The following is a 22,535-nucleotide window of genomic DNA, read 5'->3' as shown; positions in this document are numbered from 1 at the left end:
CCTTCAAAAGACGTTCACACCATGGAGCAGGGTACAAAGAAACAAGACTGCTTGCGTCCACTATGTGGTTCCCAACCAACAAACCCGCCACGGGTTTTCACGGTCCCGGAACCAACAACTGAATAACAACACCACATGTTGTAACACCACAGTTTTCCCCACCCCCCAAGGGGTACGGGACACAGGGTTACGGCGGTCATAGCGTGGGGGAAACGCCCGGTCCCATTCCGAACCCGGAAGCTAAGACCCACAGCGCCGATGGTACTGCACCCGGGAGGGTGTGGGAGAGTAGGTCACCGCCGGACACTAATTACGGCTCAGGCCCCGACGAAGAACGTCGGGGCCTGACCCTTTTAACACGCCATTCGGATTCAGCTGGTCCTTACGCTCGTAGTCACTGTCCCGCCGAGGTTCGATTGGGCCTTGACGACTGTGACCTGCTTGGTTGGTCCGGGCTTGGCCGTGAACGTCCAGGCTCCAAGAGAGTTGGCCTTCACCGTACCCAATCGTGTGGAGGCGCGGCCCGGCGTCACGTCGTACAGCACGACGGTAGCCGAGGTTGCCGCCGTCGATCCGGCGTACTTGGAAGTTCCGCTGAAGGTCATGTCCTTCCTCAGGCGGTGCCGGGAGGTGGTAATGGCCACGACGTCCTTCTGTCCTGCGGGCACCGCAGCCGGGACAGGGGCAGGTGCTGGCTGGGCTGCTACCGGGGTGGTGGTTACTGGCGCAGCCACCTCCGTGGGCCGGGTGCTGGTCTGCGGTGGCTGGACCTCTGCCGTGCCTTGTGCCGGTGCAGCCTGGCTGATCGGATGCGGCCGGACCGCTTCGACTGGATGGTTGGGGTCTACGTCGTTCGTGTCGAGGCCAACGCTGAACTGGGCCATCATGTCATGGTCCTCGTGGGGCAGGTTGTGGCAGTGGATCATGTAGCGCCCGCGGTGGTGTTCGAATTTCATGAGCAGCCGGACCGTCTCGCCTTCGCCGACGTAGACCACGTCCTTGGGCCCGCGTTCGTGGGCCAGGGGTGCCTGTCCGTTGCGGCTCAGGATCTGGAAGTCCACCAGGTGAATATGGACAGGATGGAACCAGCCACCCGAACTGTTCTCTATCTCCCAGATTTCCACATCGTTGAGGTCCGGATCAGCGAGGACCTTCCTGTAGCCGCTCTGGACCACTTCGTCCCAGGTCATGCCCCCGATCGTCCAGACGTCGTTGTCCCGCTTCACCCGCATGCGCCGGGTCTTGACGGACTCTGAGGCTTTGAGGCTCATGGTCGTGCTCGGGGCGAGGAGCGTCGGCAGCACCCTGGCGCCGGGGCCGGACGTGTCGACAGGTTCGTCCGTCACATCGAAGGCCATGACCCTGTTGGTGAAGTCGTAGTCCACATTGTTTTTGTTGGACAGGTTGCGCAGTTCCACCCGCTTGCCGACGGGATACTTCGAAAAGTCGATAAGGACCTCGTAGCGCTCGGCGCCGCCGTGCCGCCAGGATGTCACCTGCTGGGCGGCCGGCATCAGGCCGCCGTCCGTTGCGACGATGGTCATTGCGTCTCCTGTGCTCAAGGAGAAGCGGTAGGACCGTGCAATGGAGGCATTGAGAATGCGGAAGCGGTAGATCCTTCGCTGGACTTTCATCACCGGCCAAGGCGCTCCGTTGACGAGGATGACGTCGCCCCACAAGCCGGAGTGGGTGTTGTCGTTGTAGCCGAGCGAGCCGTTGGCTGCGAACATGGCGTCGGAAACCGTGAGGGGTACGTCGAACTTTCCCTGCGGAAGAATGCTGCCTTCCACTTCGTCGTGCAGGTGGTATTGGGCGGCCAGGCCCGAGTAGACGCTCTGGCCCGTATTGTGGACGGCGTGGTCGTGGTACCAGAGGGTCCGCGCCGGCTGGAAGTTGGGGTATTCATAGTCCTTGCAGTAGTCCCGCCCGGTGAGGTCGTTGGCGTAGCCGTCGAACTGCGGCAGCGACGCCGACCCGTGCAGGTGAGTCGAGGTGTCAAGCCGATACCCCCACTGCGGGTGGAACAGAGGCAACACGTTGTCCATCTCCAGCGTGATGCGTTCGCCCTGATTCACCTTGATGGTCGGCCCCGGAAATGTCCCGTTGTAGCCGAGGATGGGTGTGCTGAGGCCAGGCACGATGTTGGCCAGGGCGGCCTTCTGTTGGATCTGGTACAGGTGCCGCTTGTGGCCGTCGGGGTCCACAACCGTGCTCTTGGGTTTGAGTACCTCCGGAATGGGAAGTGTCCGCTGGTAGGGCTTCGGCATGTTGCGGGACGCCAGCTGACTTGCTGACTTCGCGTTGACCGAGGTCAAGGGGACGGCCAGGCCAAATGCGCCGATGATTCCCACTCCACCTATTTGCAGTGCCTGACGGCGTGTAACTGACACGACTACCTCCGACGTCGTTAGAAAGTCCAATTGATTTAGTTGAAGGGTGTAATACCTACCCTGCGGAAACCTTGAGACAGACAGGGCCGGCGGTGGCCTTCTTTGGGTGGAAGGCACCCACGAAAGGCCCCATGTGGGGACGGGCCGATCAGGATTCTGAGGACATCACAAGGTCATGGATGCGCTCAGAAGCGGATCGGTTCCGGGCGCGCATATCGTGACGTCGGATCGCCTGGAACAGCACAGTCGCGGCCGCTACAAGTAGCGTGCCGGCAGCGATGATCCACATGGCCATGCCAGCTGGCTCTACGACCGCCGGAACTGGCTGGTCCCAGGGTCGGCCGACGGTGATCAGCCATTCCTGCCGCCGCGAATCGGGCAGCTGGTCTGCCTGTTGGGCAAGGGCCCAGCCGTGCACCGCGTAAAGCGCGGCCACGGCACTTATGGTCACCAGCCTGTAAGCCAGTGCCGGCCCAGGACCGTCAGCGGCGCGGGCCAGGGAAGCAGTGAAGAGGCAGCCGGAGAGCAACGCCAGCAGGGCCATGCCCTGATACCCGAACTGGGTGCGTGACGAATAGTCCAGCAATGGCGTGTAGTACAGGGCCGCCATCACGGCCGCCAGACCGGCGGCTGCGAAGTAGGGCGCAGACGTGGCATGCAGAACTGGACGCAGCGTCGCGCCAAGAGCTTCTGCACCGCCTATTGTTCCGTCCTGCCTTGGCGCAACGGCGAGCCTGGCCAATGTCAGCGGGGCGCCGGGAACCAGCAGGAGTGGAACGACGGCGATAAGAAGCATCTGGGTCACGACGTGCGCGCTGATCAGATACTCCTGGTAAACGCGGAGTCCTCCGTTGGTGACCAGGAACAGCAGCGCGACTCCAGTGAACCAAAGGCCGGCTCGGTAGGCGGGCCAGTGCCCGCCACGGTTACTGATGCGCCGCACTCCGGCCGCATAAAGGAACACCGCGACGGCGCAAAGGAAGATCCAAAGGGCGTCGGGTTTCCAGCTGCTGAACACATCCACAAAACCCGGAACGCGCAGGGATACCTGGGCCGGTGCGGCCTGCGAGACCGTTGGCGGCGGAGTGCGTGCCAGGGCGGCTGCGAGTCCCGATCCGGCTGCCATGACGGCGAGCTCGGCCACAGCCAGGGTTGCGAAAGCGGTCCGTGCCTTGCCTGGGATCGATTCCAGCTTCGTGAGGATCCATTTTCGGTGCAGCGCCCCGAGCAGGCCCAGAAGTCCCAGAACGGCCGTCTTGGCCAAGAGAATCAGGCCGTACTGTGAAGCCAGCCCCTGAATTGTTCCGATGCCTGTTAGCCCGGCCGCTACGCCCGAGAGTGCCAGGGCAAGGAAGGACAGCAGCGCGAGCGTGGAGTAACGCCGGACCGCGGCCAGCAACTCTGTTCCCAGCGTCCGGCGCAGCAGGACGAGGGTTGCCAGACCGCCGATCCAGATGGCTGCGGCGGCCATGTGCATTACCACCGAAACCGTGCTGTCGGCGTGGTTCGCGCCGCCCGCGGCATGGGAGTTCAGAGCCAGTGGTATCAGCCCCGTGGAAGCCAGCACAGCCGTGACGGCAACAGCCCGCTGTCCTTGGATGCCAAAACACAGGAGCGCCACGGTTGCCGTGATCAGCACTGTCAGAGTGCCTCTCCGGCCAGCGTCGACGTCCGTCAGGAAACTGACAAATATAGCCCCTGAACCTTCCGAAAACAGCGGCAGGTTAGCCAACGAGTGGAAGGTGAGGACGCTGATCACGGCTGCGGCTGCTGTCCAGAGCACGGCAGAAACACCGGCAAGGGCCAGTGCCTTCGAGAACGCTCTTCCCTTCGGGGGTAGGGCAAACAGCGCCAAAGCGAGTGGCCCGACAGTACCGGCGGCGGCGACATTGAAAATAAGTTTGGCAACAGGAAGCCCCCAGATGACCGCTGCGCCGGTCCGGTCCAGGAATGCTGCTTCTTTGCCGGCCTCGGTCGAGTAGGCAATGAACAGAGCCAGTAGCCCGCATCCCAGAATCATGGCAGCGGCTGCCACCGGCTTCGTCCGTGATTTCTTCATGGTTCCCCCTTGGCGGATGCTGTCGGGGCCAGTCTTGCCACGCCTCCTTGGATTTTCCCTGTGGAATGGCGCGCCCTGCCGGACGTGCGAAAACACGAACGGCGGCGGCCCGGAACAAATGGAGTGGCCCACGATCCTGTGAGGATGCACACGCCTGCCCGTGGAAGGCCCTCGCCGTTAGTGGCTGGCACCGGCTCTCACCTAGAATTGCTAGAGATATGCGGACACCGGATGCTTCACCACGGGTAGCGCAGGACAACCAAACACGGACAAGAGCGGCTGCACATCGCGCCAGTGGTCGGCTCACTACAGGAGGAACCCACCATGGCTGAGCACAAGGGCGGCGGCGGCTACCGCGGCGGAAACGACCGGGGGGACTCGGGAAGCAACCGGGGACGGCAGGGGGGCCCGTTTAGGGGGACCAACAATTCCGGCGGGGATCCCCGGGGCTTCCGCGCCCGTGAAGGCCGCGGTTCTGGCGGTGACCCCGACCGTAAGCCGTTTGGTGATCGTCCGCGCCGTGAGGGTGAGGGCGACCGCCGTGGTTTTGGTGGCGGGGAGCGTAAGCCGTTTGGTGATCGTCCGCGTCGTGAGGGTGAGGGCGACCGCCGTGGTTTTGGTGGCGGGGAGCGTAAGCCGTTTGGTGATCGTCCGCGCCGTGAAGGCGACGGCGACCGCCGCAGCTTTGGTGACCGTCCGCGTCGTGAGGGTGAGGGCGACCGCCGTGGTTTTGGTGGCGGGGAGCGTAAGCCGTTCGGTGACCGTCCGCGTCGTGAGGGTGAGGGCGACCGCCGTGGTTTTGGTGGCGGGGAGCGTAAGCCGTTTGGTGATCGTCCGCGTCGTGAAGGCGACGGCGACCGCCGCAGCTTCGGTGACCGTCCGCGTCGTGAGGGTGAGGGCGACCGCCGCAGCTTTGGTGGCGGGGAGCGTAAGCCGTTCGGTGACCGTCCGCGTCGTGAGGGTGAGGGCGACCGCCGCGGTTTTGGTGATCGTGACCGCAAGCCGTTTGGTGACCGTCCGCGCCGTGAGGGCGACGGCGACCGCCGCAGCTTTGGCGGTGGGGAAAACCGCCGCCCGTTTGGCGACCGCCAGGACCGTGCACCCCGTGAGGACCGCGCACCCCGCGGCTTTGACCGCGGTGATTCCGGCCCCCGCCAGTTCGGCCGCGACAGGGCGGAGGACCGCCCCGCACGCGTCCCCAACGCCCGCGACCTTCGCAGCGCGAACCGCCCGGACCGGGAGCGTTCGCCCGAAATCGACGAGGACGTCACGGGCAAGGAACTTGACCGCGCCACGCAGCACCAGATCAAGACCCTTGAATCCAACAGCGCGGAATGGGTGGCCCGCCACCTCGTGATGGCCGGACGGCTCATCGACGACGAGCCCGAACTGGCGTTCCAGCATGCCCTCGCCGCTAGCCGCCGCGGCGGACGCCTTGCGGCGGTCCGCGAGGCAGTAGGCCTGACAGCTTATGCCGCCGGACACTACGGCGAGGCCCTGCGCGAGTTCCGCACCTACCGGCGGATCAGCGGTTCCAACGTCCACCTGCCTGTGATGGCTGACTGTGAACGTGGCCTCGGCCGGCCCGACCGCGCCTTGGACGTCGTTCGGTCCGAGGAGGCCCAGGACCTCGACGCGCCCGGCAAGGTGGAGTTGGCGATTGTCGCCTCCGGTGCCCGCGGCGACCTTGGCCAGCTGGACGCCGCCGTGGCGGAGCTGGAGATTCCGCAACTGGACCTCAACCGGGCCTTTTCCTACAGCCCGCGCCTGTTCCGCGCCTATGCGGAGGCCCTGACAGCCGCGGGCCGCGAAACCGAGGCCGGCAAGTGGCAGCGGCAGGCCGTCGTTGCCGAGGAAGCCCTGGGCCAGGGCATGGCGGAGGAACCCGACATCATCGACCTTGGCTGGGACGAGGAAGAAGAAGCCCGGGAAGAAGCCGAACGCCGGAAGCGGATTGCACACGCCGCAGGCACGGGGGCGCAGGACGGAACCCAGTCTTCCGACAGCCAGGCGGCCCCCGGGATCAGCGCCGAGGAGGAAGCTGCCGCACAGCGTCCCTCGGAGGACGCGGCGGAAGGGAACCTGGACGACGCCGAAGCGGATTACTTCGAATCTGACGACGCCGAGTCCGACGAGGATTCCGCCGAGCCCGACGAGGAAGCCGACGCTGCTGAAAACGCTGACGCAGAAGCTGAGCACACCGAACCGCAGGATGCTGACCGGCGCCAAGACGGCTCGGAGGACTAGCCCCACATGAGCGATGCCCAACTGATTTCGCGGTTCGACGCGCTGCTGTCTGACCTGGATGGCGTGGTTTACGCCGGCCCCCACGCCATACCCGGAGCGGTGGAGTCGCTGCAGCGGCTGGCCGGGATCGGTGTCGGCCTGGGATACGTCACCAACAACGCCTCCCGCACGCCGGCGCAGGTGGCCGCCCACCTGCGGGATCTTGGCGCCCCCGCCGAGGATCAGCAGGTGGTGAGCTCCTCCCAGGCCGGGGCCGACCTGCTGGCGTCGCTGCTGTCCCCGGGCGCTGCCGTGCTCATTACCGGAAGCCCGGCGCTGGCCCACGAGGTTGAGCTCGTTGGCCTGAAGCCGGTCCACGGCGCGCAGGACAATCCCGTGGCCGTGGTCCAGGGCTTCAACCCTGCGATCGGCTGGAAGGACCTCGCCGAGGCAGCATTCGTCCTGGCCGACGCGGACGTACTCTGGGTTGCCACGAACACGGACATGTCCATCCCGCAGGCCCGTGGGATGGCTCCGGGCAACGGAACCCTGGTGGCCGCGGTGGCCGCTGCGACCGGCCGGCAACCGCTCGTCGCCGGCAAGCCGGAGGCTCCGCTGTTCCACGCCGCGGCCAAGCGGCTGTCGTCGGACCGGCCGCTGGTCGTCGGCGACCGGCTGGACACCGACATTTTGGGCGGCAACCGGGCAGGCTTCGCCACGGTGACAGTGCTGACCGGCGTCGACACACTGGAAACCATCCTGGCGGCCCGGGACGACGAGCGGCCCAGCTACATCATCCGAGACCTTGCCGGCCTCTACGAGGCATATCCGGAAATCGATAACGACGGCGGGACGTTCAGTTGCGGGAACGCCACCGCAATCGTGGCCGGAGATGCCGTCCGCATCACCGGGCACAAGGACAACCTCGATTCGTGGCGCGCGGCGTGTGCCGCGTGGTGGGCGGCCCGGCCCGACGCCGGCAGCCCCACAGCTCCCGAACTCCAGTGGCTCGATCAATAGACTGGTGCCATGCCCGAGTTGAACAATGACGCTTCGGACGGCGCAGTTCAGGACACCGCGGTACAAGACACCGCGGTACCAGGCACCGCGCTTCCGGTTACCGCCTGGCCGCAGCTGGTCCTGCCCGCCAGCCCCGCTGATGCCGGCATCGCCGACACTGCGGTGCTGGCCATCCTGGACCGGGTCCGCGAGGTCCCCGGACTTCCGGTTTCGGAGCACCCGGCCGCCTATGCAGACATGCACGACGCCCTGCTGGAAGCCCTGAACGAAGAGCCGCAGTACGGCGTGCCGCGTGATAAGCCGCAGCCCGGCGCGGGTGCCTCCTGACCATGCCCAGACTCGACCAACTGCTCGTCAGCAGGGGATTGGCGCGGTCCCGCACGCACGCCGCCCGGCTCATCGCCGAAGGCAAGGTGTCCTCCGCCGGTGACGTCCTCGCTAAAGCGTCACTGCAGGTGGGCGACGACCGTGACCTGAGGGTCTCGGAAGACGCGGCAGACGCGTACGTCAGCAGGGCCGGCCACAAACTGGCCGGCGCGCTGGACGCCTTCCCCGAGGTCGCCGTCGGCGGCAAACGGTGCCTTGACGCCGGAGCCTCCACGGGCGGCTTCACCGACGTCCTGCTGCGGCGGGGCGCCGCGCACGTGGAAGCGGTCGACGTCGGGCACGGGCAGCTGGTGCCGCAGCTCCGCAGCGATCCGCGCGTGAGCGTGCACGAAGGCTTGAATGTCCGCTACATGGAACCCGGCCAGATCGGCGGCCCGGCCGAGATCACGGTTGCCGACCTGTCCTTCATTTCCCTGACCTTGGTGCTCGCCGCGCTGGCAGCCTGCACCGCCCCGGGCGGGGACCTGGTCCTCATGGTCAAGCCACAGTTCGAGATCGGCAAGGAACGGCTCGCCCGCACGGGAGTGGTCACCTCGGAGCGCGAACGTCGGCTGGCTGTCGGTAAAGTGGCGGGGGCGGCGCTCGACGCCGGCTTGGAACTGCGGGGGCTGGCCATCAGCCCGTTGCCTGGCCAGGACGGAAATGTCGAATACTTCCTGTGGATAACGCAAAGAATGTCCGAAGACTTGCCTAAGATCGAAGAGCGGGACGCAGCTGTCGCTGCATTGCTGGGAAAGATCTGGCCGAACCACTAGAGAGCGGAACCCGATGAGCAGGCGTGTACTGGTACTTGCCCATACCGGCCGCGAGGAATCCCTAAAGGCGGCCTGGGAAGCGTGCGCCCAGCTCCACGCCTTCGGCATCATCCCTGTCATGCAGAAGTCCGAACTGGGCGACATGGAGGGCTTCTTCGGCGCCATGGACCAGCCGGTCGAAATCCTCCACGACCATATCCAGCTTCCCGATGTAGAACTGGTCATGGTGCTGGGCGGGGACGGGACCATCCTGCGGGCGGCTGAGCTGGTCCGCGAAGTCGACGTGCCGCTGCTGGGCGTGAACCTCGGCCATGTCGGCTTCCTCGCCGAAAGCGAGCGTGCGGATCTCGCCCAGACGGTCGAATGGATCGCCAGCCGTGAATACACGGTGGAGGAGCGCATGACCATCGACGTCCAGGTCTGGGTCCGCGGCCAGAAGATCTGGCACACCTGGGCCCTGAACGAGGCAGCCATCGAAAAAGGCGACCGGGAGCGCATGCTCGAACTGGTCACCGAGGTGGACGAACGCCCGCTGACCTCCTTCGGCTGCGATGGCCTGGTGCTGGCCACCCCCACCGGATCCACGGCCTACGCGTTCTCTGCCGGGGGCCCCGTTGTATGGCCGGAAGTGGAGGCCCTCCTGATTGTGCCCATCAGCGCGCATGCCCTCTTCGCCAAGCCGTTGGTGGTCTCGCCCCGTTCCAGGCTGGCTGTGGAAGTCCTCAACAGGACGGACGCCGTGGGCGTGTTGTGGTGTGACGGCAGGCGTTCCGTGGACCTGCCTCCCGGCGCCCGCGTCGAGGTCACCAGGTCCGCCACCCCTGTCCGCCTGGCCCGTACGCACCAGACCCCGTTCTCGGCGCGGCTGGTCCGCAAGTTCCAGCTTCCCATCCATGGCTGGCGCGGCCCTGTGCCGCAGTCCGAGGAGATCCATACCGGTCCGGTGCCGCTTGTTCGCACGCCCCGGACCATGGCGCCGCCCTCGGGCCGTCGGCCGTACGAACCCGGTTCAGAATCCGATCCTCCGACTGAAAAGTGAACCATGCTTGAAGAACTGAGAATCCGCGATCTCGGCGTCATCACCGACGCCACGTTGCCACTGGGCCCGGGGCTCAGCGTGGTCACCGGCGAAACCGGTGCCGGCAAGACCATGGTGGTCACCGCCGTCGGGCTGCTGTTGGGAGCCCGGTCGGATGCCGGCGCCGTGCGCAGCGGCGCCAAGAGCGCCTCTGCGGAAGCGGTGGTGCAGCTGGAATCGGGGCACCTCGCCCTGGAACGCGCCAGGGAGGCCGGTGCCGAGATTGAGGAGTTCGACGGCGGGGCGGAACTGCTGCTGTCGCGGCGCCTGGGTGCAGACGGACGCAGCAGGGCCTTCCTTGGCGGGCGGGCCGCCCCGGTGGGCGTGCTGGCCGAAATCGGCGAGTCCCTCGTGGTGGTGCACGGGCAGACGGACCAGATCCGGCTCAAGGGCGCCGTGGCACAGCGCGAAGCCCTCGACAAGTTCGCAGGGGATGGGCTGGCGTTGGCGCTCGGCAAATTCCAGGACCTCTACACCTCCTGGAAATCCAGCCAGGCAGAGCTGGACTCACTGCGCAGCGCGGAGCGCGAGCGGCTCCGCGAGGCCGAGTCCCTGGAAGCCGCGTTGGCGGAGATCGACGCCGTAGACCCCCAGCCGGGGGAGGACGAGGCCCTTAAGGCCGAGGCCGTGAAGCTGGCCAACGTCGAGGAACTCCGGATCGCCGCCACCACCGCGCACCAGGCCCTCATTGCCGAGGACTTCGGTGAGGCCGGCGACGCCACGTCGCTCGTCGATGCGGCCAAGCGGACCCTGGAACACGTGGCCGAACACGACGAGGAGCTCGGGTCGGCAGCGGCCCGCCTCGCCGAGGTGGGATTCCTGCTCAACGACATCGCCACCGAACTGGCCAGCTACCAGGCCGGGCTGGACTCGGAAGGCCCGGAGCGCCTGGCCGAGATCGAGGAACGCCGGGCGTCCCTGGCCAAGCTGGTCCGGAAGTACGCGCCGAGCATCGACGAGGTCCTTGAATGGGCGGAGAACGCCCGGGCGCGCTTTGACGAACTGCAGGGGGACTCCACACGGATCGAAAACCTGGAAGCCGAGGTGGCCAGGGCCGCGGCGGAGCTGAAGAAGCAGGCCGCGGCCATCAGCAAGGTCCGCGCCAAAGCCGCCAAGGACCTTTCCGCCCGGGTCAGCGCCGAGCTGAAGGCCCTCGCCATGGCAGACGCCACCCTGGTGATCACCATCGAGGCCGCCGCCCAGCTGGGACCTTACGGCGCGGACGAAATCTCGTTCCTGCTGCAGCCGCATTCCGGCGCGCCGGCCCGGCCGCTGGGCAAGGGCGCGTCCGGCGGTGAGCTTTCCAGGGTCATGCTGGCCATCGAAGTGGTGCTGGCGGCCGTGGACCCCGTGCCCACGTTCGTCTTCGACGAGGTCGATGCCGGGGTGGGCGGCCGGGCCGCCGTCGAGATCGGCCGGCGGCTGGCCATGCTGGCGCGCCACGTCCAGGTCCTGGTGGTAACGCACCTGCCGCAGGTCGCCGCCTTCGCTGACCAGCACATCCGTGTGACCAAAACCTCTGTTCGCGGCTCCGACGGCTCCACGGCCAAGGGCTTCACTTCCAGCGACGTCCAGCTCCTGGACGACGCCGAACGCGTCAGGGAACTGGCCCGGATGCTGGCAGGCCAGGAGGACTCCGAAACCGCCCAGGCGCACGCGCAGGAGCTCCTGGACGACGCCAAGCTCCTGCCCCAGCAGGCCTGAGTCCGGCGAAGGCCCTGCAGCCCCCTGCAGCCCCCGGGCAACCCCTTGCCGGGAGCGCGCTGACAGGGAAAACTGAAGTCTTTGGGGACGCATACCTGATCCGTGGAAGGCTCAATTGATGATAGGCTCGAATTCCGTGGTGCAGCGATCAAATTCCCGTGTAAATTCCCGGTTCCCGGGCTCGTCCAAGACGACCAAACACATCTTCGTCACCGGCGGTGTGGCGTCCTCGCTAGGCAAGGGACTGACGGCCTCAAGCCTCGGCCACCTGCTGCGGGCACGCGGCTTGTCTGTAACTATGCAGAAGCTCGATCCCTATCTGAATGTGGATCCGGGCACGATGAACCCCTTCCAGCACGGCGAGGTTTTCGTCACAGACGACGGTGCTGAAACCGACCTCGACATCGGACACTACGAGCGCTTCCTCGACGAAAACCTTGAGGGCTCGGCCAACGTGACCACCGGCCAGGTCTACTCCACCGTCATCGCCAAGGAACGCCGCGGCGAGTACCTCGGGGACACCGTCCAGGTCATCCCGCACATCACCGATGAGATCAAGCGCCGGATGCGGCTTCCCGCCGAGGGCAAGAACGCGCCGGACGTCATCATCACGGAGATCGGCGGCACCGTCGGCGACATCGAGTCGCAGCCCTTCCTCGAGTCCGCCCGCCAGGTCCGCCAGGACATCGGCCGGACCAACGTCTTCTTCCTCCACGTGTCCCTGGTCCCGTACATCGGTCCTTCGCAGGAACTGAAGACCAAGCCCACGCAGCACTCCGTGGCCGCCCTCCGCTCCATCGGCATCCAGCCGGAGGCAATCGTGATCCGTTCGGACCGCGAAGTCCCCGACGCGATGCGCGAGAAGATCGGCCGCATGTGCGACGTCGACATCGATGCCGTGGTCAACGCCGCCGACGCTCCGAGCATCTACGACATCCCCAAAACCCTGCACACGCAGGGCCTGGATTCGTACATCGTCCGGGCGCTGGACCTGCCGTTCAAGGACGTGGACTGGACCAGCTGGGACAAGCTCCTCGAAGCCGTCCACAACCCCAAGCACGAGGTCGAGATTGCCCTGGTGGGCAAGTACATTGACCTCCCGGACGCCTATCTCTCCGTCACCGAGGCCCTGCGCGCCGGCGGATTCGCCAATGACGCCAAGGTCAAGATCCGCTGGGTGCCGTCCGACGAATGCGAAACCCACGAAGGTGCGGTCCGCTCTCTGGAGGGTGTGGACGCGATCTGTGTCCCTGGCGGCTTCGGCATCCGCGGCCTGGAAGGCAAGCTGGGCGCCCTGAAGTATGCACGCGAGTCCCGGCTGCCCGTGCTGGGTCTCTGCCTCGGCCTGCAGTGCATGGTCATCGAGTACGCCCGCAACGTCGTCGGCTTGGAGGGTGCTTCCTCCAGCGAGTTCGAGCCGGACTCCAAGTACCCGGTCATCGCCACGATGGAAGAGCAGCTGGAATTCGTCGAGGGCCGCGGCGATCTCGGCGGCACCATGCGCCTTGGCCTGTACGAGGCCAAGCTGGACGAGGGCTCGGTCATAGCCGAGACCTACGGCAAGACCACCGTCAGCGAACGCCACCGCCACCGGTACGAGGTGAACAACAAGTACCGCGAGCAGATTGCTGCCGAGGGCCTGGTGTTCTCCGGCACGTCGCCGGACGGCAAACTGGTGGAATACGTGGAACTGCCCCGCGAGGTCCACCCCTACTACGTGGCCACCCAGGCGCACCCGGAACTGAGCTCTCGGCCCACCCGGCCGCACCCGCTCTTCGCCGGCCTGGTGAAGGCTGCCCTGGACCACCAGAGCGGCAGCGCCGGGAGCGGTTTCGAACCTGCCGTGGACGGCTCCGGCGAAGCTGCCGCAGAGTAATTTCACAGCACCCATAGAGTAAGGACGGCGCGATGCCCGGTAATTCTGAAGACACCCCTGCTGACCGGCAGGTTTCGGATGCGCCGAGCCCGCGCCGTCTGCTCTCCCGCGAGCGGGTCTACAACGGCCGGATCTGGGACGTTGTCAGCGACAGCTTCAAGCTCACCGCCGAGGGTGATCCCTTGGTCCGCGACTACATCGAGCACCCCGGTGCCGTCGCTGTGCTCCCCATGAACAAGGACGGCGAGGTGCTGCTGATCAAGCAGTACCGCCACCCGGTGGGCATGGACCTGTGGGAGATTCCCGCTGGCCTGCTCGACATCGAGGGGGAGGACTTCGTGGTGGGCGCCGCGCGGGAGCTCGCCGAGGAAGCCGATCTGATTGCCAGTGACTGGAACGTCCTGGTGGACATCTTCAATTCGCCCGGATCCTCCAGCGAGGCGATCCGCATCTACCTGGCCCGCGGCCTCACCGAGGTCCCGCATCACGAGCTCCACGTCCGCACGGACGAGGAAGCGGAGATCGAGCTGCACTGGATCCCGCTGGAGGATGCCGTGGCCGCAGTGCTGGAGGGGCGCCTGCACAACCCCTCCGCCGTCGTCGGAATCCTCGCGGCCGCTGCCGCGAAAGCGGACGGCTTCAGCGGACTAAGGCCGGGCGACGCCCCCTGGCCAGCCCACCCCAGCCAGCGCTGATGTCCGCGGACACGGCGGCACCGGAGGATTCTTCCGCCACGGCGGCAGCAAACACGAAAGACGGCGCGGAAGCGGCACCGCCACAACGGCCGCGAACCGCGATTGACCGCGGGGTGACCGACTACCTGCAGCACATGGGCGTCGAACGGGGCCTGGCAGCAAACACTTTGTCCGCCTATCGCCGCGACCTCGCCCGGTACTCGGCATACCTCGCCGGGCAAGGCCTCACGAGTCCGGCCGACGTCACCCGCCACCACGTGACGGGCTTCGCGCAGGCGCTCTCTGACGGCGCCGACGGCGGTACCCCGCTGGGAGTGCGGTCCGCCGCGCGGACCGTGGTGGCCGTCCGCGGACTGCACCGCTTTTGGGCGCTTGAAGGGACGACGACGGCGGATCCCGCCAGCGACGTCCACCCGCCGATGCCCGGCAAGCGGCTCCCCAAGGCCATCACCGTGGACGAGGTCACGCGGATCCTGGAAGCCGCCGGCACAGACACCGCAACCGGCCTCCGGGACCGGGCGCTGCTCGAATTCCTCTACTCCACCGGAGCCCGGATCAGCGAAGCCGTGGGCTTGGACGTTGACGACCTCTCGGTGGCGGCCGCCGAAGCCGGCCCGGCCATCGTGCGGCTGTTCGGAAAGGGCTCCAAGGAACGCCTCGTCCCGCTCGGCTCATTCGCGGCCCGCGCCCTCGACGCGTACCTGGTCCGGGGCCGCCCCCTGCTCGCGGGGAAAGGCAAGGGCACCCCTGCCCTGTTCCTCAACGCAAGGGGCGGGCGCATCAGCCGGCAAAGCGCCTGGACCATCCTCAAAGCCGCGGCGGACAAGGCCAGGATCACCAAGGACGTCTCCCCGCACACGCTTCGGCACTCCTTCGCCACCCACCTGCTCGAAGGCGGAGCGGATGTCCGCGTCGTCCAGGAGCTGCTCGGCCATGCCTCGGTGACCACCACACAGGTGTATACCCTGGTTACCGCCGACACGCTGCGGGAAGTCTACGCCGCAGCACACCCCCGGGCCCTGGGATAGTCCCGGCTCCTGTATTAAGGTGCGGACAGTGCGGCACCGCTAGGCTGGTCTGCATGACTTCCGTGCCCGTCACCCTCTGCTTCCTGCTGCGGGAACGCTCCGAGGCTGGGCCTGAGGTGCTCCTTGGCCTGAAGAGGACCGGCTTCGGAACCGGCAAAATTGTTGGACTCGGCGGCCACGTGGAGGCCGGCGAGACCGATGCCCAGGCGGCGTGCCGGGAGGTGCTGGAGGAAGCCGGCGTCGTCGTGCTCGAGCAGGACCTGTTCGACGCGGGAACAGTGGAGTTCATTTTTCCCGCCCGCCCCGACTGGAACATGTCCACCAGTCTGTTCACCACCCGCCGGTGGACCGGTGACCCCGTCGAGAGCTCCGAGATCATTCCGGAGTGGTTCCTGATTTCCGCCCTTCCGCTGGAGCGCATGTGGCAGGATGCCGAGCACTGGCTGCCCCTGGCTCTGGCCGGGAGCATCGTCGATGCCGTCATCACCCTGAACCAGGACAACGAGACCGTGGCGTCCGCCGAATATTCTTTCCGGGCCGTGTAACCGCCCATGCCCTGGCGGAAACTATACGGTTAGCCTGCCAGGGCAGGACACTACTTCTTACGTTTGGGGGAGATGTGGCTTCGGAACGCGAACTGGCGTTCATCGCCGTTCATAGGGACAGCTATCCGCGGGTTTACAGGTACGTGCGGCGGCGGGTGGAATCGCCGGAGCTCGCTGAAGAGCTCGCCGCCGACGTGTTCCGCGTCGTATGGCAAAAATGGCACGACCAGCCGCGCTCGGACATCGCCTGGCTCTTGACCGTGGCGCGGAACCTGATCGGAAATGCCTACCGGAGCCGCGACCGCGTCGTGGCGCTGCAGGCAAAGCTCCGGGCGTCCGCCGAGCTCCGCTCCGGTGCGGAGTCCGAGGACCTGGTGGTGCACGACGCCATGGCCGCGCTGCGCGACAGTGAGCGCGACATCCTGCAGTTGGCCTACTGGGACGAATTGAGCGTGGCGGAGATCGCCGGCGTTCTGCAGTGCAGCATGGCTGCTGCCAAGGTCCGCCTGCACCGTGCCAGGGCCGCCTTCCGCAAGCAAATGCCGGTGTCCGCAGGGTCGGGAAGACAGGGCTCTGGCAGAGAGAGCTCGGGCAAAAAGAATTCGGCTACACAGAAGATGGGTGCATGAGATGGATCCGATCAAAAACCTGATTTCCGGGTCTGACCCGCTCCGCAGCGATCCTGCCGTACCCGATGCCGACGAGGCGCTGCGGCGGGTAACCACCGGGGCCCCGATGTTCACCGACAGCCTGCCGCCCATTGTCCTGCAGTTCGAGGACCGGAAACGGCGGCGGGCCCGCGTGGCCGGTGTGCTGACCCTGGCTGCCGCAGCGGTAACCGCCGGTGTGCTCGTGGCGACGAACCTCGGACCGCTTGCATCAGCGCCCGCTCCGGCGGGCACCGTGGTGCCGTCCGCTTCCGAAACGGCGGGGCCGGCCACGACAACGCCGGCGGCTACGCCCTCCGCAACACCGTCGGCGACAGCAACCCCGACACCAACAGGCTCTGCCGCCGCAGTCTCGTGGACCACCTTCACGGACGCCACGGGCCAGGCCACCTTTGAGCACCCGCTGGGGTGGACCGTGTCCCAAACGCCGCAAACCATCGACGGCGGTTCCTACAACATCGTCGAGTTGAAGAATGCCGACGGCAAGACCATGGCCACCCTTCGGTTGGTTTACGACGCCACGGGCGGCCCGGTCTGCCCGGATCCGAAGCCGTACCAGACCCTCGACTCGGTGATTGTCGACATCCCGCAGAAGGCGGCCAAACTCAGGGAACACCCTCAGGGCCCGTCCGCCTTTGTCTTCCGCGTGATCCAGGGAGACAAGGTCTATGGTTCCCTCGCCCTGGCTGACGGAGATTTGGCTCCGCAGACAACGACGTGTGGCTTGTTCAACGGCATCCTCGGCCCGGACAACGTCCCGTTCGCGCAATTTGGCGACACTGTTTGGCTCACGGCGGACGGTAAGGACGCCCCGCTCACGTTTGACTCGGTGGCCGAGGCCAAGGCATACATGGGAACGCAGGAGTACCGGGACCTCAAGCGCCTGCTGATTTCCCTGGCGCTGCAGCCTGCTGCCTCCTGAGACCCGCGATGAGGACGCCGGGCCGGCCACCGCATGACCGGCCCGGCGTCGTACTCGTTGACAGGTGGGGGCTACGGCACGTGCCGTTCGTCCGGACCGTTGTAGGCGCTCAGCGGGCGGATGAGCGAGTTGGCGTTCAGCTGCTCCATGAAGTGGGCGGTCCAGCCCGTGATCCGGCTGGCCACGAACAGCGGCGTGAACATGTTCGTGTCGAAGCCCATGAGGTGGTAGGTGGGGCCAGCCGGGTAGTCGAGGTTCGGTTTGATGCCCTTGGCCTCGTCCATGGCCGATTCGAGCCCGTTGTACAGGCCCAGCAGTTCGGGCCGGCCGTAGTGGGCGATCATCTTGTCGAGTGCGGCCTTCATGGTGGGCACGCGGGAGTCGCCGTGCTTGTAGACCCGGTGGCCGAAGCCCATGACCTTCTTTTTCTGGGCCAGGGCATTTTCCATCCATGCCTTGGCGCGGTCGGCGGCTTCCTCGAGGGATTCCTCGGGCCGGATGCCGATCTCGTCGAAGGTGTGCATCACGGCCTCGTTGGCTCCGCCGTGCAGCGGCCCCTTGAGAGCACCAATGGCGCCGGTCACCGCCGAATGGAGGTCCGACAGCGTGGACATGATGACGCGCCCGGCGAACGTGGAGGCGTTGAAGGAGTGCTCTGCGTAAAGAATCATGGAGACGTTGAAGGCTTCCACCACCTCGGCGACAGCCTCCTCGCCGAAGGTCATCCACAGGAAGTTGGCCGAGTATCCCAGGTCTTCCCTCGGCTCCACCGGTTCAACGGGGCGTCCGGCCGCATGGCGGCGCCGCTGGTCGTACGCCACCACGGCCGGCATCGCAGCAAACAGGTCCAGGGCCTTGGCCATGTTGGCCTCCCGGGACGAATCCTCCGCGAGACTGTGGCGGGCACCCATCACCGATGCGGCGGTGCGGCAGACATCCATGGGGTGCGCGGTCGTCGGCAGGGCATCAATCACCTGCTTGACCACGGGATCCAGCGGCCGTCCGGCGCGCTCACGGGCAGTGAAGTCAGCCAGCTCGCCGGAAGACGGCAGCTCGCCGTTCCACAGGAGGTAAGCGACCTCTTCGAAGCTGCACCTGGCGGCGAGCTCCTGGACGGGGTAGCCGCGGTACAGCAATGAGTTCGTGTCGGGATTGACCTTCGAGACCGCGGTGTAGTCCACCACGACGCCGTCGAGGCCTTTCTTGATCTCTTCTTCAGCCATGCTGAACTCCTTCGTTGCTTGCGTCCGATTACCGGCCGGAGGGGCCGGTGGTCCTGCGGGGATTTGGGTGTCAGTCGGTCCCGGGGATGCGGAAGTTGAAGACACCGGTGTCAAAGCGGTTGTAGGCCTCGTAATCCACCAGGTCGTACAGCCGCGCGCGCGTCAGCATGCTTCCTACCTGCGCTTCCTGCGTTCCGTCAGCCTTAATTGACTCCAGCGTACGCTCAGCCGCACCCATGGCACTACGGAGCAGGGTCACCGGATAAATCACCATGTTCACGCCCACATCCTGGAGCTGGTCCACCGTGAAGAGGTCGCTCTTGCCGAACTCGGTCATGTTGGCCAGGATCGGTACGTCCACGGCGTCGCGGATGGCCTGGAATTCCTCCAGCGTGGCCATGGCTTCGGGGAAGATCGCGTCGGCGCCCGCCTCCACCAGGGCCCGGGCCCGGTCCTTCGCTGCTTCCAGCCCTTCCACCGCACGGATGTCCGTGCGTGCCATGATGAGGAAGTTTGGGTCCCGCCGCGCATCGGCCGCGGCCCTGATCCGTTTGGTGGCGGTGTCCAGGTCCACGACGTTCTTGCCGTCGAGGTGGCCGCAGCGCTTGGGGTTGAACTGGTCCTCGATGTGGCAGCCGGCGAGCCCGGCGTTTTCCAGTTCCTGCACGCTGCGGGCCACGTTCATGGGTTCGCCGAAGCCGGTGTCGGCGTCGACGATGCAGGGCAGGTCGGTCATGCGGGCGATCTGCCCTGCCCGGGTGGCCACCTCGGTGAGCGTGGTCAGGCCGATGTCCGGCAGGCCAAGGTCGTTGGCCAGGACGGCGCCGGAGATGTACACCCCGGCGAAGCCCTTCTCCTCAATCAGCCGGGCGGAGAGCGGGTTGAACGCCCCGGGGAACTGCTGGATGGTTCCGGAGGCCAGCAGTTCCCGGAACCGGAGCCGCTTCTGCTCGGGGGTTGTTTTGGAGTACAGCATCTAGAACAGCCCTTTGGGCGCCGCACTGAAGTCGATGACGCCGGGCGCCGCCGTGATGTTGAGCTGGTCCAGTTCGCCCGCCGCCAGTTCCGGGAGGCGTTCGACGGCGGCGAGGAACCTTTCGATTTCATCGTCCGTCACCAGCCCCGCAGCCAGCGTGCGGAACTTGTTGACGTACTGCTCGCGGGTGAACGGGCGGGCGCCGAGGGGGTGGGCGTCGGCGACGGCGATCTCGTCCCGGATGACGGTGCCGTCCGTGAGGGTGATTTCCACGGAGCCGCCGAAGGCCTTCTCGGAGATGTCCAGCGAGTGGTAGCGGCGGGTCCACTCCGGGTCCTCCACTGTGGATACTTTCTGCCACAGCTCCACGGTGTCCGGGCGGGCGGCGCGTTCGGGGGAGTAGGAATCGACGTGGTGCCAGGCCCCGTCCTGCAGGGCGACGGTGAAGATGTAGGGGATGGAGTGGTCCAGGGTTTCCCGGCTGGCGTTGGGGCTGTACTTCTGGGGGTCGTTGGCGCCGGAGCCGATCACGTAGTGGGTGTGGTGGCTCGTCTTGATCAGGACGGACTTCACGTTGGCGGGATCGGTCGCCTCTGGGTGCTCCCGGTTCAGCTTGCGTGCGAGGTCGATCCACGCCTGGGCCTGGTATTCAGCCGAGTGTTCCTTGGTGTAGGTGTCCAGGATGGCACGCTTGGCCTCACCCGGCGTCGGCAGCGGCACCTCGTAAGAGGCGTCCGGACCGTCCAGCAGCCAGGCGATGACGCCGTCCTCACCTTCGTAAATCGGCACCGGGGAGGTCTGTCCGCGCATGGACCTGTCCACGGCCTCCACGGCCATTTTCCCGGCGAAGGCCGGTGCATGCGCCTTCCACGTGGAGATCTCGCCCTTGCGGGACTGGCGGGTGGCCGTGGTGGTGTGCAGGGCCTGGCCCACGGACTGGAAGATGGTTTCCACGTCCAGGCCCAGGAGGGTGCCGATGCCGGCCGCCGCGGCGGGACCCAGGTGGGCCACGTGGTCGATCTTGTGCTTGTGCAGGCAGATCGCCTTCACCAGGTTTACCTGGATCTCATAACCGGTGGCGATCCCGCGGATCAGGTCCTGGCCGCTGGAGCCAACGTGCTGGGCAACGGCAAGGATCGGCGGAATGTTGTCACCGGGGTGAGAGTAGTCCGCGGCGAGGAAGGTGTCGTGGTAATCCAGCTCCCGGACGGCAACGCCGTTGGCCCACGCTGCCCATTCCGGGGAGACGCGTTCGCCGATGCCGAAGACCTTGGCGCCTTTGCCGCCACTGGACGGGCCGTGCGTCAGGGCCTGGGCCCGGGCCGCAACGATGGGGGCGCGATTCAGCGAGGCGATGGCGACGGAAGCGTTGTCAATGATCCGGTTGATGACCATGTCCGTGACGTCGTCGGAAACGGCCACCGGGTCTGCTGCCACCACGGCGATCTTGTGGGCCAGCTGGTCCTCGCGGGCGAGGTTTTCCTCGCTCTTGTACACGCGGACGTGGTGTTCCTTAACCATGGGGCTCCTTCTGGGCGGATGTATGGGCGGCTTTGACGTGGGAAAGACTGCGGTGCAGGTGGACGGTGGTGGCCGCCTCGGCAAGCCTTGAATTGCCTTCGGCGATGGCCTCGGCGATGGAGGCATGTTCAGCTGCCGCGGCTGTGAGCCGGGCGTGGTCGTCGGCCGCCAGCCTGCGGACCCGGACCAGATGGACGCGCAGGCTCCGCATGGCCTGCGCCAGGTAGGAATTGGCGATGGCGGCATCGATGGCTGCATCCAGGCGGCCGACGAGTCCGTAATAGTCGTGCCGGCCGGGATCCTGGGTGCTGAGCAGGGCCGGCGCGTCCATCAGTTCGCTCTGGAGCAGGCGGAATACGTCGGCATCTCCGCGCTGCGCTGCCAGCGCTGCAGCCTTTCCCTCGAGGGTTTCGCGGAGCTCGAACAGCTCGTCGATGTCGTCCAGTGATATATCGGTAACGACGACGCCGCGGCCGCCCGCCGCCGTCAGCCCTTCCGCCGTCAGGCGGCTCAGCGCCTCCCGGAGCGGCGTGCGTGAGACGCCGAGGCGTTCGGATTGTTCGACTTCGGCGAGTACCGTGCCGGGGAGGAGGCGCCATTCGATGATGTCTTCGCGCAGCGCCGCATATGCCCTGTCACTGGCACGCATTCCGTCCCCTTCCGCCGCTTTCCTGATCCTGAGTGTATACATAGCCCCGCGGTTTGAATAGCTTTTGGTTAAAAACTCCCCGTATTGCCCGGGGTCTGTATACACGATTCACCTAGATAAAGCCGGGAGAGAGCCGCCTGGTGCGTCTTACGCTGTTTCGGTCTTATGCAGTGTTCGCGTCGTGGGCCTTGGGCGCGCCGGGTGATCCCCGGTGCTCGGGACGGGCGGACGCGATACTGGTAGTGGCTCTCCCACCGCAGGCGTTTTTGTCGCACCCCCTGTCATGCTGTGGGTATGGATGGCAAGGCGGCAATGACAACGTTGAAGGGCATCGAGTCCTCTGTTGCTGCGCTGGCTGTTTTTGTCCGTGAGGCCGCCGGCGTCGAGGCCGGTTCTGGGGCATTGACCAGTGCTGGCTGCGTTGCCGGTGCTGATTCCCTTGATGGACCGGGTGGTGACCCGCTTCGGGATCAGGCAGATGCCTGGTTGGACGTGCTGGCCGTGGCTGCCAGGTTGGAGGCCCGGGTGACTGCGTTGAAGGTGCAGGCCGCGGCCGGTTTCGCCAGCGCGGAGGCGGCCTTGGCGGCTCCTGACGCGTCCCCGGCGGAGCGGGACGTACTGGAGATGTCGGTGACGGCGGAGGTTGCGGGGGCGCTGACCGTGAGCGAGGGGTCGGCGGTACGGTTTCTGGAGGAATCCGCCAAGCTGAGCAGGGATCTGCCGTTGACGCTGGCCGCGCTCGGGGCGGGAATGCTGTCGTGGCAGCACGCGAAAATCATGTGCGATGAGACCGACGGGCTGGCACCGGAAGTG

20 protein-coding genes and 1 rRNA gene are annotated in these 22,535 nt (G+C 66.3%); 14 read left to right on the top strand and 7 right to left on the bottom strand.

All coding sequences use genetic code 11. The features are described 5' to 3' along the window. Positions 1 to 188 precede the first annotated feature (188 nt). Positions 189 to 305 (top strand): 5S ribosomal RNA (gene rrf, locus CXZ05_RS22445). A 66-nt stretch (positions 306 to 371) separates the two neighbouring features. On the opposite strand, the gene CXZ05_RS22440 is transcribed toward rrf, so the two are convergent. The 3 genes from CXZ05_RS22440 to CXZ05_RS23580 all read right to left on the bottom strand — a co-directional run bounded on the left by CXZ05_RS22440 (position 372) and on the right by CXZ05_RS23580 (position 5,853). After that, positions 372 to 2,351: a multicopper oxidase family protein gene (locus CXZ05_RS22440; protein ID WP_258006688.1), complete on the bottom strand. Its 1,980-nt coding sequence runs from the start codon at positions 2,349 to 2,351 to the stop codon at positions 372 to 374. Between the two features lie 187 nt (positions 2,352 to 2,538). Further along, a complete protein-coding gene (locus CXZ05_RS22435) occupies positions 2,539 to 4,449 on the bottom strand; it encodes a cytochrome c oxidase assembly protein (protein WP_102974661.1) in 1,911 nt (636 codons plus the stop codon). A gap of 306 nt (positions 4,450 to 4,755) precedes the next feature. Then, entirely contained in the window at positions 4,756 to 5,853 is a 1,098-nt protein-coding gene (locus CXZ05_RS23580; protein ID WP_258006687.1) for a hypothetical protein, read from the bottom strand. Here CXZ05_RS23580 and CXZ05_RS23575 point away from each other — a divergent pair. From CXZ05_RS23575 to CXZ05_RS22375, 12 genes are all read left to right on the top strand, one after another. Next, the gene (locus CXZ05_RS23575) at positions 5,806 to 6,696 is read left to right on the top strand and encodes a hypothetical protein (protein ID WP_258006686.1); all 891 of its coding nucleotides are present in this window, start codon (positions 5,806 to 5,808) and stop codon (positions 6,694 to 6,696) included. The genes CXZ05_RS23580 and CXZ05_RS23575 overlap by 48 nt on opposite strands. A 6-nt stretch (positions 6,697 to 6,702) precedes the next feature. Further along, positions 6,703 to 7,695, top strand: coding sequence for an HAD-IIA family hydrolase (locus CXZ05_RS22425; protein ID WP_102974659.1), 993 nt, complete (start codon positions 6,703 to 6,705; stop codon positions 7,693 to 7,695). Between the two features lie 9 nt (positions 7,696 to 7,704). Then, on the top strand, positions 7,705 to 8,022 hold the full coding sequence (locus CXZ05_RS22420; RefSeq protein ID WP_258006685.1) for a hypothetical protein: 318 nt from the start codon (positions 7,705 to 7,707) through the stop codon (positions 8,020 to 8,022). 2 nt (positions 8,023 to 8,024) lie between these two features. Continuing rightward, positions 8,025 to 8,837 carry a TlyA family RNA methyltransferase gene (locus CXZ05_RS22415; protein WP_102974658.1) on the top strand — a complete coding sequence of 271 codons (813 nt, stop codon included), beginning with the start codon at positions 8,025 to 8,027 and terminating at the stop codon, positions 8,835 to 8,837. 13 nt (positions 8,838 to 8,850) lie between these two features. Then, positions 8,851 to 9,876, top strand: a complete 1,026-nt coding sequence (locus CXZ05_RS22410; protein WP_102974657.1) for an NAD kinase — start codon at positions 8,851 to 8,853, stop codon at positions 9,874 to 9,876. 3 nt (positions 9,877 to 9,879) lie between these two features. Then, positions 9,880 to 11,619 carry a DNA repair protein RecN gene (gene recN / locus CXZ05_RS22405; RefSeq protein ID WP_102974656.1) on the top strand — a complete coding sequence of 580 codons (1,740 nt, stop codon included), beginning with the start codon at positions 9,880 to 9,882 and terminating at the stop codon, positions 11,617 to 11,619. A gap of 118 nt (positions 11,620 to 11,737) precedes the next feature. Continuing rightward, a complete protein-coding gene (locus tag CXZ05_RS22400; RefSeq protein WP_102974655.1) occupies positions 11,738 to 13,495 on the top strand; it encodes a CTP synthase in 1,758 nt (585 codons plus the stop codon). Between the two features lie 32 nt (positions 13,496 to 13,527). Continuing rightward, entirely contained in the window at positions 13,528 to 14,190 is a 663-nt protein-coding gene (locus CXZ05_RS22395; RefSeq protein ID WP_102974654.1) for an NUDIX hydrolase, read from the top strand. After that, a complete protein-coding gene (gene xerD / locus CXZ05_RS22390) occupies positions 14,190 to 15,218 on the top strand; it encodes a site-specific tyrosine recombinase XerD (protein WP_180987503.1) in 1,029 nt (342 codons plus the stop codon). The genes CXZ05_RS22395 and xerD overlap by 1 nt, the downstream gene beginning before the upstream one ends. A 53-nt stretch (positions 15,219 to 15,271) precedes the next feature. After that, positions 15,272 to 15,763, top strand: a complete 492-nt coding sequence (locus tag CXZ05_RS22385) for an 8-oxo-dGTP diphosphatase (protein WP_102974653.1) — start codon at positions 15,272 to 15,274, stop codon at positions 15,761 to 15,763. 74 nt (positions 15,764 to 15,837) lie between these two features. Next, on the top strand, positions 15,838 to 16,392 hold the full coding sequence (locus CXZ05_RS22380; RefSeq protein WP_102974652.1) for an RNA polymerase sigma factor: 555 nt from the start codon (positions 15,838 to 15,840) through the stop codon (positions 16,390 to 16,392). A 1-nt stretch (position 16,393) separates the two neighbouring features. Next, positions 16,394 to 17,353 carry a hypothetical protein gene (locus tag CXZ05_RS22375; protein WP_102974651.1) on the top strand — a complete coding sequence of 320 codons (960 nt, stop codon included), beginning with the start codon at positions 16,394 to 16,396 and terminating at the stop codon, positions 17,351 to 17,353. 71 nt (positions 17,354 to 17,424) lie between these two features. Here the strand turns inward: CXZ05_RS22375 and CXZ05_RS22370 are convergent, their stop codons facing one another. The 4 genes from CXZ05_RS22370 to CXZ05_RS22355 all read right to left on the bottom strand — a co-directional run bounded on the left by CXZ05_RS22370 (position 17,425) and on the right by CXZ05_RS22355 (position 21,722). Beyond that, positions 17,425 to 18,576: a bifunctional 2-methylcitrate synthase/citrate synthase gene (locus CXZ05_RS22370; protein WP_102974650.1), complete on the bottom strand. Its 1,152-nt coding sequence runs from the start codon at positions 18,574 to 18,576 to the stop codon at positions 17,425 to 17,427. Positions 18,577 to 18,646: 70 nt separating this feature from the next. Next, complete coding sequence (gene prpB, locus CXZ05_RS22365) at positions 18,647 to 19,552, bottom strand: methylisocitrate lyase (protein WP_102974649.1); 906 nt, start codon at positions 19,550 to 19,552, stop codon at positions 18,647 to 18,649. Further along, entirely contained in the window at positions 19,553 to 21,073 is a 1,521-nt protein-coding gene (locus CXZ05_RS22360) for an MmgE/PrpD family protein (protein ID WP_102974648.1), read from the bottom strand. Beyond that, positions 21,066 to 21,722 (bottom strand): GntR family transcriptional regulator, encoded by a 657-nt coding sequence (locus CXZ05_RS22355; RefSeq protein WP_102974647.1) that lies wholly within the window; start codon positions 21,720 to 21,722, stop codon positions 21,066 to 21,068. Before CXZ05_RS22355 ends, CXZ05_RS22360 begins: the two co-directional genes overlap by 8 nt. Before the next feature lie 312 nt (positions 21,723 to 22,034). On the opposite strand from CXZ05_RS22355, the gene CXZ05_RS22350 reads away from it, so the two are divergent. Beyond that, positions 22,035 to 22,535, top strand: a 501-nt coding sequence (locus tag CXZ05_RS22350) for a 13E12 repeat family protein (RefSeq protein WP_258006684.1), incomplete at its 3' end; no start/stop codon positions are given.

The organism is Arthrobacter sp. AFG20 (assembly GCF_002892795.1).
Lineage (GTDB): Bacteria > Actinomycetota > Actinomycetes > Actinomycetales > Micrococcaceae > Arthrobacter.
Note: the sequence above shows the minus strand (reverse complement) of the source record. Positions and strands in the feature narration are given on the sequence as shown.